A 14,143-nucleotide genomic window follows, 5' to 3' on the forward strand; every position below is an offset into this window, starting at 1 on the left:
GGTGGCCCGGGCCGGGCGGCCCGTCGGCTCACGGCATTGCGGGCACGGCAGGGTGCCGTGGCCCGGGCCAGTGACCTGCCGGTTCCGGTCGCGAGCGCCGCAGATCACGCCGCCCGCTGTTGTTGGGCGCGGCCGGGTGCGCGTACCCCTGGTCAGTCACGGCGGTGGCGAGCGCGGGCGGCCGCGACGGCCCGGGCCGGGCGGCGGCGCAGCCCGAGCACCGCGCCGATCTGCGCGCCGACGATGCTGGCCACGGCGAGCACCGCGGAGACCGCCAGCGGCCGGTTCATCCCGTCGTCGTCGGTGGCCCGGGAGGCCCCGGCCGCCATCGCCGGGGGTGCCCCCGCCGGCCGCTCCACCTGCGGCGGCATCGTCCGGGGTGCCGGCTGTCCCGGCGTCGCGCCGGTCCCGCCCGGTCCGACCTGACCGCCCGGAGCACCCGGCCCGGCCTGCTCGTCGGGGACCGGCGACCCGATGCCGCCGGGGGACCCCTTCGGCGAGCCCGGGGACGCGGCCGGCGGCTGGGGCGACGGCTTGCGCGGCGTCGGCTGTCCGGCCACCAGCCGGCCGGTCGCGTGCGTGCGTGCACCGCCGTCCTCCGCCCGCGCCGGCAGCTTGATCAGCTGGCCCGGCCGGATCCGGTCGGCGTCGTGCAGCCGGTTGAGCCGGGCCAGCTCCTGGTAGCGGTCGAAGTCGTCCAGGTAGCGTTCCGCCACCTCGCCCAGGTAGTCGCCCTTGGCGACCCGGTACACCGGCGGGGCCGGCTGCGGCCGGACAGCCTCGGCGCCGGCACCCTCGGGGACCGCCCCCGTCGATCCGACGGGCGGCGCCGCGAGGACCACCGTCGCGCCCGTCGCCGGCATTGCCGCGCCCGTCGCCGGGAGCCCGGTGCCGGCCGTCGCCGGGTACGTCATGGCCGCCGCCGCGCTGGCCGCCGGGCTCGCCGCGATGATCAACGCGACCGACCCGACCAGCGCCGCCGCCGCCCGTTGCTGCCGGCTCATCCCGGGCAGCCGGGGCGCCGGCCGCCGGGTCGCCTGCGCCGCCAGCTCCACCAGCACGGAGAAGGCGAACGTCGCCCAGCCGAACCAGCCGACCACGGCCAGCGCGCGCAGGAACAACCGACCGTCGTCCCGGCTGGTGAGCGCCGTGCCCACCTCCGACAGGCTGGGCAGGTGGTCGGGCAGCGGATTACCGGCGAAGGCGAGCAGCGCCACCGGCGCGCCCACCAGCAGCGCGACCAGGACGACCAGCGACCCGAAGCCGGTGAGCAGCTGGCCGGTCCGCCGAACGGCGGAGCCACGCGGTGCGGTCATGGCGGCCTTCCCTTCCTACGGTGCCCCGGTGAGTGCCCGCGCAGTGGCCTCACCCGAGACGGTGACGGTGTCGTCCATGCCGAAGAGGCCGAGCATGTGCCGGCGGTAGGTGACGGTGACGCGTACCCGGATCTGCTTCTCGCCGTCGATCACGGGGAAGCTCACCGAGTGCCTGGTCGCGCCCGCCGCCGAGAGGTAGTCGCGGACGGCCGCCCGCGCGTCGCCCTCGTCGATTTCCTTCGGGCCGCCCTCGATCGCGCGGGCCCGGTCGACGGCCTGGCCGCCGCTGCGGGCCGCCTCGGCAGCGAGGTCGTCGGCGCGTTGCAGCGACCGGAGCTGACCGGCGCCGTCGTACGCGACGCCGATGACCGCGAGCACGCCGGTCATCGCGACGGCCAGGAACAGGCTCACCCGTCCCTCGTCGCGGCCGGCCCGACGGGCGGTCATCCCCGGCTCCGGTAGCGGTCCAGCGGGGAGGTGAAGATCGCCGCGGCGGTGGTCCGCAGCGGCATCCCGGGCAGCGCCGGCAGCCGCAGGTCGCGGTGGGACACCACGCAGGTCACCGAGACGGTCACGCTCGCCGGCTGCCCGGCCGGGCTGCGGTACGCCGCGTCGAAGCTGGTCGACCGGCCACGTACCGAGCCGCTGAAGGTCATCCGGGGCGCGCCGGCGCAGTTCAGGCGTCGCCAGTCGAGCTGGCGGCGGACGGCGTCGCGGGCCGCGTCGCGGGCGGTGCCGGCGTCCCGGGAGATCGAGGCGGCCCGGGCGGCGTCGTGGGCGGCCGCCTCCACCGCCTCGTCGGCGATCGCGGTGCGCCCGGTCACCCCGGCCAGCACGATCAGCGCGATGAACGCCGGGGCGAGCACCGCCACCTCGATGGAGACCGAGCCCCGGGCGCGGCCGTCCGCGACGGCGGTCACGGGTTCGTCCAGCGTTCGACGGTGCCGTGCGCGGTCTGCCGGACCCGGAAGCTGACGCCCGGGATGACCGACAGGGACCGGCCGGTGACCGTGCAGGTGACCTCGGTGGCCCCGGTGACGCAGGTCGGCCCCGGGCTGTCCCAGCCGACGAGCCAGTCACCGGCCGCATTGAGGAACCGGGTGGCCCGGGCCTCGCCCGCCCCGGCCGGCGCCTGGAGCACCCGCTGCGCGTTCACCCCGCTCTGCGCGGCGTTCAGCGCCGTGGACCGGGCGACGAACCACGCGGCCACCTGGACGGAGGCGAAGAGCAGCACCAGCACCGCCGGCATGACGACGGCCAGCTCGACCGGGTTCGCGCCCCGGTCCGTACCCCCGGCGGCGAGGCGTCGCCGCACGGCCCGCACCACGCCACGCACGGCGACCGGCACGCCCCGACCGGCCGCGCCGTTCCGGGCGGCCCCGCCGTTCCGACCGGCTCTGCCGTTCCGGTCGGGCCGGCCAGGCCGGGTCGCCTGGTCAGGCTGTGCGGCGCGGCCGGACCGGATCGGGTGGCAGGGCCCGGCGGTGTCGGGGGTTCCGACGGCGCGCGCGGTCCGGGTCGCCGGCCCGGGGTGCGGACGGCCGGACGCGCCCCGGGACCGGGCGGTGGGGGCCGCCCGACCGGCCCGGGGTGCGTCCGGCCAGCTCATCGGAGGGGTCACGGCGCGGTGGGGACGCTGTCCATCCAGTCGGTGGCCCGCGTCATCACCAGACCGGTGACCGCGATCGCCGCCGCGACCAGGCCGAAGATGATCACGGCGGTCGGCACCGGGCTGTCGCCCCGGTCCCCCTCGCGGCGCAGCTCCGCCAACCGTGCGGCCAGCGTGACGTGCAGGTAGGCGATCAGTTGCATGGCGTGCTCCTTGTCGGGGTGGGGACCTACAGGCGGGCCACGAACGGGTAGAGCATGAAACCGAGCAGGACGAAGACCAGCAGCGAACCGGGGATGTCCAGCCGGCTGGTCACCCCCTCGGCGCGGGCCAGGTTGTCGGTGCGGATCTGGTCCCGCAGCGAGTCGGCACGACTGCGCAGGGTCTCGTGGACCTGCGCGCCCTCGCTGCCGGAGGAGCGCATGATCGCCCCGACGTCGCCCAGTTCCGGGATGCCGATCCGCTCGGCCAGCTCCTGGAGCTCGTCCCAGGGCGAGTGCATCTGCATCTGCGCGATCCGCAGCGACTCGCGGATCCGGTCGAAGACCCAGCCGTCGCAGACCGCCGCCGCCCGTTCGAGCGACTGCACCGGGCCGTGCGCCGCCGACAGTTGCAGCGCCACCAGGTCGAGATAGGTGCAGACGGCCGCGCGGAACTCGTCGCGTGCGGCGTCCGCCCGCGACAGCACCGCGCGGTGCGCGAGCAGCCCGCAGACCAGCGCCATCCCGATGCTGCCCAGCACCGGTACGACCACCGGCAGGCGTACCCCGCCGAGGAAGAGCACCGCCCCCAGCACGGTCGGGGTGGCCAACCCGATCAGGGCGGAGACCAGCACCGACAGGGCGTACTGCTCAGGGGACTTGTCGATCAGCGCGAGCTGCCGGTGCGGCGGGCTGAGCCAGCGGGAGAACCCGCCCAACCAGTCCAGGCCCCGGCTCGGGGCGACGGTGCCCGGGGGCTGGTGCAGCCGGCGCAGCGCGGGGCCGAGCGCCGGGGCGGCCGGCAACGCCTCCCGGACCGCCAGGAACAGGCCCAGCCCCACCGTCGCCCCGCCGAGCACGGCGACCGCGAGCTGCCAGTTGACGATCACGCGATCGCCTCCTCCGGGTCGGGGGCCGGGAGGAAGCGGGCCGGCGGCGGAGGCTGACTCATCGACCGCACCCAGATCAGCAGCCCGACGAAGGCCGCGCTGAGCACCGCCATCACCAGCTGCCCGAACACGGTGCCGTACGGGCGGACGTACTCGGTGTTCAGCAGCCCGTACGCCAGCACGGCCAGGGTCATCCCGGTGAGGAAGCGGACCGCGAACCGGGGCTGGGTGCGCTTGGCCTCCACCTCGCGCCGGGTGCCCACCTCGGCGGCGGCGGCCGAGGCGATCGAGCCGAGCACGTCACCGAGGCGTTCGCCCCGGTCGGTCAGGTGCAGGATCAGCGCGGCCACCACCTGGTCGCAGACCGGATCGCCGATCTCGTCGGCGAAGGCGAGCAGCGCGGTACGGGCCGTCCAGCCGGCCTGGAGGCGGGCGGCGAGCAGCCGTACCTCCTCCTGGATCTCCTCCGGGACGGTGGCGATGGTGCCGATGATCGCCTGCTGGAGGCCCTGCCCGGTGGCGGAGACGTCCTTCAGCCGGCGGGTCCACTCGCCGACCGCCTCGATCCGGGCGATCGCCCGCTCCTCGGCTCGGCCCACCGAGAACAGCCAGGGGACCCCCGGCACGGCCACCGCCACGATCAGCCCCACCACCGGCAGCCCGGTGAGCAGGAAGGCCAGCGCGCCCGCCGCCACCGCCACCGCCAGCCGGACCTGGTGCGCCCGCTGCGCGCGGCGGCCCGCGCCCGAGCCCAGCCAGAGCCGGCGCAGCCCGCGCCCGGCCCCCGGCGCAGAACGTGCGGGCGCCCGGGTGCCGACCAGCGCGACCACGGCCAGCACCAGGCCGGCGACGCAGGCCGCCCCGGAAACGACGGCGATCAGCTCGATGTTGGTCACGGGGTCGGCTCCGTTCGCGGCTGCGGGGCTCGCCACCCCGGCGCACTCCGCGCGCTCACCGGAGCGCTCCCGTCCATCCCCGAGCCGACGCCCGCGCTCACCGGCGCACCGCCGGGCCCAGTCGGCTGTGCCGGGGGCGGCGCCAGGCGCCGGTGCCGGCCTCGATGAAGCGGGTCAGCAGCCGGGCGTCGTAGCCGACCCGCAGCAACTGGTCGCGGATGCGTTCCGGCAGGTGGCGGGGGACGGCCCGGCCGTCCGGGCCGGGGCCGAAGACGCTGGTGGTGACGATCCGGTTGCCCTCGCCGACCCCGATCACCTCCTCCACGTGGGAGACGAACCGGTGCTTGCGCCCGCCGATCGCGGTCTCGTCCTCGACGGTCACGTAGACGATCAGGTCGAGGGCGTTGCCGGCCATCCGGCGGGCCTGGTCGACCGTCATCTCCCGGCCGTGGGCCAGCGCCAGCTCGATGATCCGCTCGCTCACCCCGGCCGGGGTACGAGCGTGGATGGTGCACATCGAGCCGCGGCTGGTGGTCATCGCCTGGAGCATCGGCACGATCTCCCGGGACCGGACCTCGCCGACGATGATCCGCAGCACGCCCATCCGCAGCGACACCGGGATCAGGTCGGCGATGCTCACCTCGCCCGCCGGTCGCCCGTCCATCCCGCGCTCGCCGTGCCCCTCGCGGGACTCGAAGCTCATCACCGCCCGGTGCTTGCGACCCCGGCGGGCCGGCAGCAGCTCCCGGCTCTCCTCCAGCAGCACGTACGGCTCGTCGGGCGGGATCTCGTCCATCAGGGCCCGGATGACAGTGGTCTTGCCCGCTCCGGCCAACCCGGCGACCATGATGTTGAGCCCGGCCCGCATGGACGCCCGCAGGAAGTCGCGCAGCAGCGGGTCGATCATCTCGTCCAGGTCGGGGCGAGAGCCGGCGATCTCCTCCAGGCTGACGTCCAGCGTGTTGTGCTTGCGGATCACCGCGTACGGGCGGTGGCTGACCAGGAACACCGCGGCGAGGCGGCTCCCGTCGGGCAGTTGCAGGTCGAGCGTCGGCTTGGACGTCGACAGGGACCGCTCGGTCGCGCCGGCCCGGCGGGCCGCCGCCTGGAGGATCTCCACCAGCTCGTCGTCGCTGTCGGCGATCGGCTCGACCCAGTCGACGCCCCCACCGTGCCGGGTGATGCGCACCTGGTCGCAGCCGAGGATGTGCACCTCCTCGATGGTGTCGTCGACCAGCAGCGTCTGGAGCCGGCCCAGCCCGACCAGCTCTGCGGTGACATGGTCGAGCAGGATCCGCTCCTCGTCGGCGGCCATCGGGGTGCCGGCGCGGCGCACCGAGTCGGCGTACCCGGAGACCACGGCGACGGCGAGCCGGGCCCGCTCGACCTCCTCGGCGTTGGCGTCGAACTCCCGGCCGCGCTGCCACTGGGTGAGCCGTTCGCTCAGCTCCCGGCGCAGCTCGCGGACCACCGCGAAGTCCACCCTCGGTCGCGGCGGCGGGGTGGGCGTGGGCGGCGCGACGGGCGGCGCCGGCTGGTGGTGCCGGCCGTTCGGCGGGGGCAGCGGCGGCATCGTCGAGGTCGCCGCCGGCTGCTGACGCGGGTCGTGGGAGACCGGCTCAAACCGCATGACGCGCCTCCCCGGGCCGCTCACACCACATCCGGCACCTCCTGGGCGGCGGGCCAGGCCAGCCGGGCCCGGCGGCGGTCCAGCAGCGCCCGGACCGGCACCTCCAGCGCGCCGGCCGCGCGCATCAACGGCCGCCCGGCGCGTACGGTGCCGCCGAGGCTGAGCACCTCGGCGGTACGCGGGTCCGCCGGCAGGGTGGCGATCACCGGCACCCGCAGCGCCTTGCTGATCTCGCCCTTGCCGTGCCCGTCGCCGACCACCAGCAGCCGCAGCGTGCCCGGGGGCACCCGGTGCTCGGTGAAGTCCCGTTCTATCGCCCGGATCATCGACCGGGTGGCGGAGAGGTCGGGCAGCTGCGCCCGGGTGACCAGCAGCACCACCGCCGCTGCCCGCAGCACCGGCCACGGTGGACCGGCCACCTGGAGCCGCCCACAGTCGACGATCACGTCGTACGGCGGCTGGCCCTTCTCCAGGCTGCCGAAGAAGTCGGCGAAACGCTGCCAGAGCGGGCTGACGCTGCCCGCCTGGGCCGGGTCGACCACGCCCGGCAGCAGCAACCGTTCCCGCCGCGGCGCGTCCAGGTCGACCAGCTGCGACCAGAAGGCGGTCTCCAGGTTGCCGTCGCGCAGTTCGCCGACGGCCAGTTCGCCGATGCCCCGAGGACCGTCCAGCGCGCCGCCGAGGTAGCCGGCGAGGATGGTGCCGCCGGCCGGGTCGCACTCGGCCAGCACCAGCCGCCGGTGCCAGCTCAGCGCGCAGGCCAGCGCGGTGGTGGTGACTCCGGGCGAGCCCTTCGCCGAGACCAGCGCGATGATCGCCATGGTCAGGCCGCCTCGACCAGCACCAGGGCGATCCGCTCCTGGGCGGCGAGCACCACCACGGCCGGCACGTCCCGGACGGGCAGCGCCACGTAGACCACCACGTCGTCGTTCTCCGGGGTGGCCGTGTCGATCACCGTGCCGGTGAACCGGGTGCCCGGCGCCTGGCTGTCGTCGTTGTCGGCGGGGGTGCTGACCAGCAGCACCTTGTCGCCGGGGTGGAGCTTGCGGGCGGGCACCTGGCTCTGCTTCAACCCGAGCGCGATCTGCTGCTGCCCCTCGCCGAGCAGCGGGGCGTCGGTGAGCTGCCCCATGGTCAGCAGCGTGCCGGGGGTGAGCGACACCGCCGCCCGCTTCCCGACCACCTCGTCGAGCTTGCCGGCCGGCACCGGAGAGAGCCCGGCCCCGCCGGAGACCTGCACGCTGACCAGGTCGTCGGCGCTGAGCTGCCGGCCGACCTCGACCGGGCGGGCGACCGCCAGGTAGCTGCCGGTGGCCCGGACCGAGGTGACCGCGAAGGCCGCGCCGAGGCCGCCCAACGCGATCAGCAGCACCGCCAGCCCCAGCAGGCCAGGGCGGGTCCGGCGCTGGCGGAGCACCTTCGGCGGGGCGACGGGCGCGTCGACCGGGGCGCCGTTGCGGGTGACCAGGCTCATCGGGTAACCACCTGAAGCTCGTCGATCTCGATCGGAGTCGTCCCGCTGGTCCGGGTCTGGGCGATCACGCCGCTCTCGCCGCCGCCGCGCCAGGTCACCGACCAGTACGTAGTGGCGCTGACCCGATAGGTGCCGGCCTTCGGGTAGCCGGAGTCGTAGCCGCAGTCCGGCGAGGTCTTGCCGGCGCGGGGCCCCTTCGGGTCGTACGGGGTGCCCTCGTCGGCGCAGGTGACCTTGACGCCGTTGCCCATCGTCCAGACGATCCGGTCGACCTTGGCGGTGATCTCCACCCGCAGGCCGCGGTCCTCCTCCGCGGCGCTGATCGGCCCGAAGTAGTTCGCGCCCGGGCTGGCCCACATCCAGACCGGCAGGCCGACCAGGCCGGGGCCGGTGTTGCGGCGGGGTGCCACCGCGATCCGGGGCGGCAGCAGCGAGATCGACGCCAGCGCGCGGCGGGCCAGCTCCTCCGGGTCGGGCGGCGTGCCGAAGCCGGGCGGCGGGGTGTCCAGCAGCACCACGGTCTGGCTGCCGAGGTCACCGCCGTTGCAGGTGCGGACGTACCACTTGGTGCCCTCGGGGGCTTCGGGCTGCGGCTCGGCCAGCTTGTAGTAGCAGCCGTCGGCGTTGTTGAACCAGCCGAGGAACTCGTTGTAGCAGGGCAGCGGCTTGCCGTTCCACTGGCACTTCGGGGCGGTGCCGCCGCCCGGATCGCCGCCGGTGTCCCCGCCGCCGCCCGGGTCGCCGGGGGTGCCCGGGTCGTCGTCCCAGATGCTGCAGTCGTTCTGCCCGGGTGGGCACTGCGGCCCCGGCCCCTCGGCGGCCGCCGGCACCGGCGCGGCGAGCGCGACCAACAGGGCCAGCAGCGTCCCGGCGAGCAGCCGGCGGGGCGCCCCGGCCCGGGGTCCGCGAGCCGGGACGCACCCTCCTCCCCAGGTCAGCACGGCTGGTCCTCGTGGGCGGCACCGGAGCTGATCAGCCAGCGGCCGTCCGGGTACCGGGTGGCGGTCGCGGTGGCGAGGTGGCGGCCACCGCCCGAGCCGGGCACCACCCGCCGGTCCTTGGCGTACACCAGCCGGTAGCCGGTCGCGTCCAGGCAGTCCTGGATCTCCACGGTCGGCGGGACGGCGTCCAGGCTGACCGAGGTGACCGTGGGGTCGGAGCGCAACGTGCCGGTGCGGATCGCGCCGTGCGTGCGGGCCTGGCCGATCGCCACCCGGACCCGGGTGAGCAGCGGATCGGCCAGGAAACGGGTGAGCGCGGGGTGGCGGGGATCGCTGTCGCGGCTCGCCTCCCGGGACGCGGTGAGGTAGCCGGAATAGGCGGCGAGCGCGGCCTGCTCCGCGGCCCGTTCCTCCTCGGCCGAATGCCGGGGCTCGGCGGCCTTGCGGGCGGCGGGCCCGGCGGCCGTCTCCGACCCGCCGCCGCAGCCGGCGGTCGACCCGACCACCGTGGCGATGACCAGGCAGGTTGTCCATCGGCGGGGATGCCGTGTACGCAACGCCGTGCCCTCCTCGGTGCCACCCGGCGGCCCGTCTCCGGTGGCCTCCGGGCATGCGCCAGCGCGCCCGGATGATGCCGTCCGGACCTCGATTTACCGCTGTCGCATTTACCTGTGCGGATCTTCTACGAAATGGTGGAACCTGATGTCTGGGGTGGCCTCCGACGCTGTTGACGGGGGTTGCGCCGTACCCAAGGGGCGAGCATAGGCTCACGTCCGCCGATGCAACAGAGGCAATTCATCCGAACACGGTGGGTGATGAGTGGAGGTGGTCACGGGTGACCGAGGGCGAGTCCGGAACGCCGGGACGGGTTGCCGCCCCCGGTCGGAGCGCGGGTGCCGACGGTCGGCCGGGCCCACCCGCCGATCCGGCAGGCGGTCCGGAGGATATGGCACCTGTCGATGCGTCTCGCCCGATCCGTCCCCTCGCCGCAAAAACCACGAGAGGGGATTCCCGCGAATTCGACGGCCCGGCCGACGCAAGCTATCCAGCATCACCACCAGCGGTGGATCATCACCCGGGCCGGCGCTGGAAATCACTCTCCGTACGCGTCCTCGCCGCCCTGGCCGTGACCCCGGTGCTCCGGCTCGCCGTCGCCCGGTACGCCGTACCGGCGGGGTCGCCGGCGCGGGCCGGCTGCGACGGCTGCGGCGCCCCGATCGGGCTCGGGCGCCCGGGGCTCGGCCCGACGGCCCGGTGTCCGGCCTGCGGGGCCCGGACCGGCGCGCCGCCGGGCACCGTCGAACTGGCCGCCGTCGCGGCCCTGGCGGTGCTGGTCCTCACCGAGGCGACCCTCGCCGAGCGGGCCGCGCTCGCCTGGTGGCTCGGCTGGGCGGTGCCGCTGGCGCTGGTGGACCTGGCCGTGCACCGGCTCCCCGACCGGCTCACCTGGCCGGCCGCGGCGGGCGCGGCCACGCTGCTCGCGGTGGCCGCGCTGACCGGCCCCGGACCCGGCCCGTGGCTGCGCGCCCTGACCGCCGGGGCCGCGCTGGGGCTGGCCTTCGCCGCCAGCACGCTGCTGCTCGGCCGGCGCGGCTTCGGCCTCGGCGACGCGAAACTGGCGCTGAGCGTGGGCATGCTGCTCGGCTGGTACGGCTGGCCGGTGCTGGTCGCCGGGCTGCTGCTCACCTTCGCCCTCTCGGCGGTGGTCAGCCTCGCGCTGCTGCTGGCCCGCCGGGTCAGCTGGTCGAGCCACCTCCCCTTCGGCCCCTTCCTGATCCTCGGTACCTGCGCCGCCCTCCTCCTCCCCACCTGACCCACCCACCCCCGGCCCGCCGGCCTGCCGACCCACTCGGTGATCAAGAGGTTTGCGTCAGGGAGAGCCTTTCCCGAGACGCAAACTTCTTGATCACCGGCGGTCCGGTCGAGCGCGCTCGTCGGCCGAGCTGCCCGTCGGTCGAGCCAGCCGCCCGCTGGCCGAGAGCCGGCGATCGGCCAACCCTGGTCGGGCCGGTGGCGCGGGCGGCCGGGTGGGGTCAGGGGTAGTCGGCGGTGGCGGGGAGTCGGTCCGGGTGGGTGGTGCGGCGGGCCAGCAGGTCGGCGACGGGGCGGGCGATCAGCGGCGTGCCGGCCAGCGCCACCAGGGCGCCGAGGAACAGGCCGGCGGCCACGTCGTGCGGGTAGTGCACGCCGACGAAGACCCGGGAGAGCGCGGCCAACAGCGCCAGCGCCACGGCGACCAGCCCCAGCCGGCGGGAGAGCAGCAGGGTGCCCGCGGCGAGCGCGCCGGCGATCGTGGCGTGGTTGCTCGGGAAGGACCAGTCGCCGACCGGCGGGCAGTGCCCGGCCACCACGGTCGCGGCTCCCCGGCAGGGCCGTGCCTGGTCGAAGACCGTCTTCAGCGCCTCGCTGCACGCGTAGGCGAGGACCACGGTGACCGGCGCGACCAGCGCGACCGCCCGGTCCCACGGCTTACCGCGCAGCAGCCGGGGCGCGGCGGCGAACAGGAACAGCGCGCCGAGCAGCAGGATCGCCGCTTCGGTGAAGTGCACCGCGAACCACTGCACCGGCGTCGGGGTGGCGTGAGCCACCTCGGTGATCTCCCGGTACCACTCCACGCTGATGTCGGGAACGTCCGTCGTGCCGGTCCGCACCATGCCTCACCTCACCAAATGTTCATACCCCGTTTACCTTGGGCAGACGGTACGAATCACGGAGGCGGCCGGCACCGTGCGATGGTGAGGGTTTGGCCCTGACCTTCGTCTCAGCGACTTCACAGCCCCGGGCCGATTGGGCCGCCCCGGACCACGGGTATCGGGAGCTCCGTGCGTAGTGACGAGAACTGGCTGGTGCGGCGTACCGCGGCCGACAGCGACCGGCTCGGCGAGACCGAGTCGGTCTTCGCGCTCAGCAACGGCTGGGTGGGCTGGCGCGGCACGCTGGACGAGGGCGAGCCGTACGGGATGCCCGGCAGCTACCTCAACGGCTTCCACGAGCAGCGCGAACTCAGCTACCCGGAGGACGGGTACGCCTTCCCGCAGCGCAGCGACACCGTGGTCAGCGCGCCCAACGCCGCCCTGATCCGGCTCTGGGTGGGCGGTGACGCGCTGGACCTGCGCACCGGGACGCTGCGCGCCCACGAGCGGGTGCTCGACCTGCGCGCCGGCGTGGTGCGCCGGGACACCGAGTGGATCTCGCCGGGCGGGCACGGGGTCCGCGTCCGCAGCACCCGGCTGGTGTCGCTGCCCCGGCACCCGATCGCCGCCGTCCGCTACGAGGTCGAGCCGCTGGGCGACGCGCCGGTCGAACTCCGGCTCTGCTCGGACGTGCAGGCCAACGAGCGGGTGCCGGAGCGCCCAGACGACCCCCGGGCCGCCTCGGTGATCCGCGACCCGCTGAACGCCGAGGCCCACCGCTGCGACGGCGGCTCCGGCGTGCTGGTGCACCGCACCGACCGCAGCGCCCAGCGGGTCGCCGTCGCGGTCACCCACGAGTCCGAGATTCCGGAGGGCTTCGCCACCTCCGACGACTGCACCGCCGACCGCCTCCGGATGTGCGTCGAGGGCCGGCTGCGCCCCGGCCAGCGGCTGCGGATCACCAAGTACGCCGCGCACGAGTGCACGCCCGTCGACGGCATGGCGGCGAACGAACTGGCCGACCTGGTCGTCGCCGAGGCCGACGCCGCCCGGGAGTACGGCTTCGACGCCCTCCTCGCCGACCAGCGGACCGCGCTCGACGGGCACTGGCAGACCGCCGATGTGGAACTCGACGGCGACCCCGAGCTCCAGCAGGCCATCCGGTTCGCCGTCTTCCACCTGCTGCAGGCCGGCCGGGCCGAGGGCGACCGGACCATTCCGGCGAAGGGGCTGACCGGCAACGGCTACGACGGGCACGTCCTCTGGGACACCGAGGGCTACGTGCTGCCGGTGCTGACGTACCTGGCGCCGGAGGTGACCCGGTCGGCACTGCGCTGGCGGCACGCCCACCTGCCCGAGGCCCGAGAGCGCGCCGCCGAGCTGCGGCTGCCGGGCGCGACCTTCCCGTGGCGGACCATCAGCGGCCGGGAGTGCTCCGGCTACTGGCCCGCCGGCACCGCCGCCCTGCATGTGAACGCCGACATCGCCGACGCGGTGCTGCGCTACGTCGCGGCCACCGGGGACGACGACCTGCTCGCCGGGGTGGGGCTGGAGCTGCTGGTCGCCACGGCCCGGCTGTGGCACGGCTTCGGGCACTGGTCGGACGAGGGCGCCTTCCACATCACCGGCGTCACCGGCCCGGACGAGTACGCCGCCCTGGTCGACGACAACCTCTTCACCAACGTGATGGCCCGGCGCAACCTGCTCGGCGCCGCCGACGCCGCCGAACGGCACTCCGGGCGCGCCGAGGAACTGGGCGTCAGCCCGGCCGAGATCGCCGGCTGGCGGGCCGCCGCCGACGCGGTCCACCTCCCGTACGACCGCAAGCGGGGCGTGCACCAGCAGGCGGCCGGCTTCACGGAGCAGCCCGAGTGGGACTTCGCCGCGCTGACCGAGGACGACTACCCGCTGCTGCTGCACTTCCCCTACCTGGAGCTCTACCGCAAGCAGGTGGTCAAGCAGGCCGACCTGGTGCTGGCCATGCAGCGTTGCCCCGGCGAGTTCACCGCCGAGGAGAAGCGACGCAACTTCGCCTACTACCAGGCCCGGACCGTTCGCGACTCGTCGCTCTCCGCCGCCTCCCAGGCGGTGCTCGCCGCCGAGATCGGGCACCTGGACCTGGCGTACGACCTGTTCGCCGAGGCGGCGCTGCACGACCTGGCGGACCTGGGCGACAAGACCAGCGACGGGCTGCACCTGGCCGCGCTGGCCGGCGCATGGACGGCGGTGGTGGAGGGCTTCGGCGGGCTGCGCGACCAGCGGGGCGAGCTGTCCTTCGACCCCCGGCTGCCGGCCCGGCTCGACCGGCTGGCCTTCGGCCTGCACTGGCGCGGGCAGCGGCTGCGGGTCACCCTCACCCGGGACGGGGCCCGCTACGAGGTGCCCGACGCCGCCCCGGAGGTCGAGGTCACGCTCCGGCACGCCGGGGAGCCGGTGACCGTCACCGGTCAGACGGCGGTGACCCGGCCCATGCCGCCGGTGCCGGACCCGGGCCCCGAGCCGCCGTCCCCGGCCGGCCGGCGTCCCGCCCGCCGCTCGGCCGGCTAGGGTGGCG

General features: G+C 75.4%; 15 protein-coding genes. 2 read left to right on the forward strand and 13 right to left on the reverse strand.

The genetic code is table 11. The annotated features are described in order from the left end of the window. Positions 1-152: 152 nt before the first annotated feature. The 12 genes from ACTMS9_RS01405 to ACTMS9_RS01460 form a co-directional block, all read right to left on the reverse strand. The gene (locus tag ACTMS9_RS01405) at positions 153-1,316 is read right to left on the reverse strand and encodes a LysM peptidoglycan-binding domain-containing protein (protein WP_441163923.1); all 1,164 of its coding nucleotides are present in this window, start codon (positions 1,314-1,316) and stop codon (positions 153-155) included. A gap of 15 nt (positions 1,317-1,331) precedes the next feature. Then, a complete protein-coding gene (locus tag ACTMS9_RS01410) occupies positions 1,332-1,763 on the reverse strand; it encodes a hypothetical protein (protein ID WP_441163924.1) in 432 nt (143 codons plus the stop codon). Then, positions 1,760-2,236, reverse strand: a complete 477-nt coding sequence (locus ACTMS9_RS01415) for a TadE/TadG family type IV pilus assembly protein (RefSeq protein WP_441163925.1) — start codon at positions 2,234-2,236, stop codon at positions 1,760-1,762. Before ACTMS9_RS01415 ends, ACTMS9_RS01410 begins: the two co-directional genes overlap by 4 nt. Continuing rightward, the gene (locus ACTMS9_RS01420; RefSeq protein WP_441163926.1) at positions 2,233-2,664 is read right to left on the reverse strand and encodes a TadE/TadG family type IV pilus assembly protein; all 432 of its coding nucleotides are present in this window, start codon (positions 2,662-2,664) and stop codon (positions 2,233-2,235) included. The genes ACTMS9_RS01415 and ACTMS9_RS01420 overlap by 4 nt, the downstream gene beginning before the upstream one ends. A gap of 269 nt (positions 2,665-2,933) precedes the next feature. Then, positions 2,934-3,128, reverse strand: a complete 195-nt coding sequence (locus tag ACTMS9_RS01425; RefSeq protein ID WP_179802641.1) for a hypothetical protein — start codon at positions 3,126-3,128, stop codon at positions 2,934-2,936. A gap of 26 nt (positions 3,129-3,154) precedes the next feature. Continuing rightward, positions 3,155-4,012 carry a type II secretion system F family protein gene (locus ACTMS9_RS01430; protein ID WP_441164420.1) on the reverse strand — a complete coding sequence of 286 codons (858 nt, stop codon included), beginning with the start codon at positions 4,010-4,012 and terminating at the stop codon, positions 3,155-3,157. Then, on the reverse strand, positions 4,012-4,911 hold the full coding sequence (locus ACTMS9_RS01435) for a type II secretion system F family protein (protein ID WP_357910584.1): 900 nt from the start codon (positions 4,909-4,911) through the stop codon (positions 4,012-4,014). The genes ACTMS9_RS01430 and ACTMS9_RS01435 overlap by 1 nt, the downstream gene beginning before the upstream one ends. Before the next feature lie 97 nt (positions 4,912-5,008). Then, a complete protein-coding gene (locus ACTMS9_RS01440; protein WP_441143252.1) occupies positions 5,009-6,541 on the reverse strand; it encodes a CpaF family protein in 1,533 nt (510 codons plus the stop codon). A gap of 20 nt (positions 6,542-6,561) precedes the next feature. Further along, a complete protein-coding gene (locus tag ACTMS9_RS01445; RefSeq protein ID WP_154940577.1) occupies positions 6,562-7,362 on the reverse strand; it encodes a ParA family protein in 801 nt (266 codons plus the stop codon). A gap of 2 nt (positions 7,363-7,364) precedes the next feature. After that, positions 7,365-8,015: an SAF domain-containing protein gene (locus ACTMS9_RS01450; RefSeq protein ID WP_441143250.1), complete on the reverse strand. Its 651-nt coding sequence runs from the start codon at positions 8,013-8,015 to the stop codon at positions 7,365-7,367. Beyond that, positions 8,012-8,956 (reverse strand): hypothetical protein, encoded by a 945-nt coding sequence (locus ACTMS9_RS01455; protein WP_441143248.1) that lies wholly within the window; start codon positions 8,954-8,956, stop codon positions 8,012-8,014. The genes ACTMS9_RS01450 and ACTMS9_RS01455 overlap by 4 nt, the downstream gene beginning before the upstream one ends. Beyond that, positions 8,950-9,513 carry a hypothetical protein gene (locus ACTMS9_RS01460; RefSeq protein WP_441163927.1) on the reverse strand — a complete coding sequence of 188 codons (564 nt, stop codon included), beginning with the start codon at positions 9,511-9,513 and terminating at the stop codon, positions 8,950-8,952. The genes ACTMS9_RS01455 and ACTMS9_RS01460 overlap by 7 nt, the downstream gene beginning before the upstream one ends. Before the next feature lie 506 nt (positions 9,514-10,019). On the opposite strand from ACTMS9_RS01460, the gene ACTMS9_RS01465 reads away from it, so the two are divergent. Continuing rightward, positions 10,020-10,769, forward strand: a complete 750-nt coding sequence (locus ACTMS9_RS01465) for a prepilin peptidase (RefSeq protein ID WP_441163928.1) — start codon at positions 10,020-10,022, stop codon at positions 10,767-10,769. A 220-nt stretch (positions 10,770-10,989) separates the two neighbouring features. Here ACTMS9_RS01465 and ACTMS9_RS01470 read toward each other — a convergent pair whose 3' ends face one another. After that, the gene (locus tag ACTMS9_RS01470) at positions 10,990-11,610 is read right to left on the reverse strand and encodes a phosphatase PAP2 family protein (protein ID WP_441163929.1); all 621 of its coding nucleotides are present in this window, start codon (positions 11,608-11,610) and stop codon (positions 10,990-10,992) included. Positions 11,611-11,778: 168 nt separating this feature from the next. Between ACTMS9_RS01470 and ACTMS9_RS01475 the strand changes: the two genes are divergently transcribed. Next, positions 11,779-14,136, forward strand: a complete 2,358-nt coding sequence (locus tag ACTMS9_RS01475) for a glycoside hydrolase family 65 protein (RefSeq protein ID WP_441163930.1) — start codon at positions 11,779-11,781, stop codon at positions 14,134-14,136. Positions 14,137-14,143 lie beyond the last annotated feature (7 nt).

It is taken from the genome of Micromonospora sp. L31, from assembly GCF_052068075.1.
Classification (GTDB): domain Bacteria; phylum Actinomycetota; class Actinomycetes; order Mycobacteriales; family Micromonosporaceae; genus Micromonospora; species Micromonospora purpureochromogenes.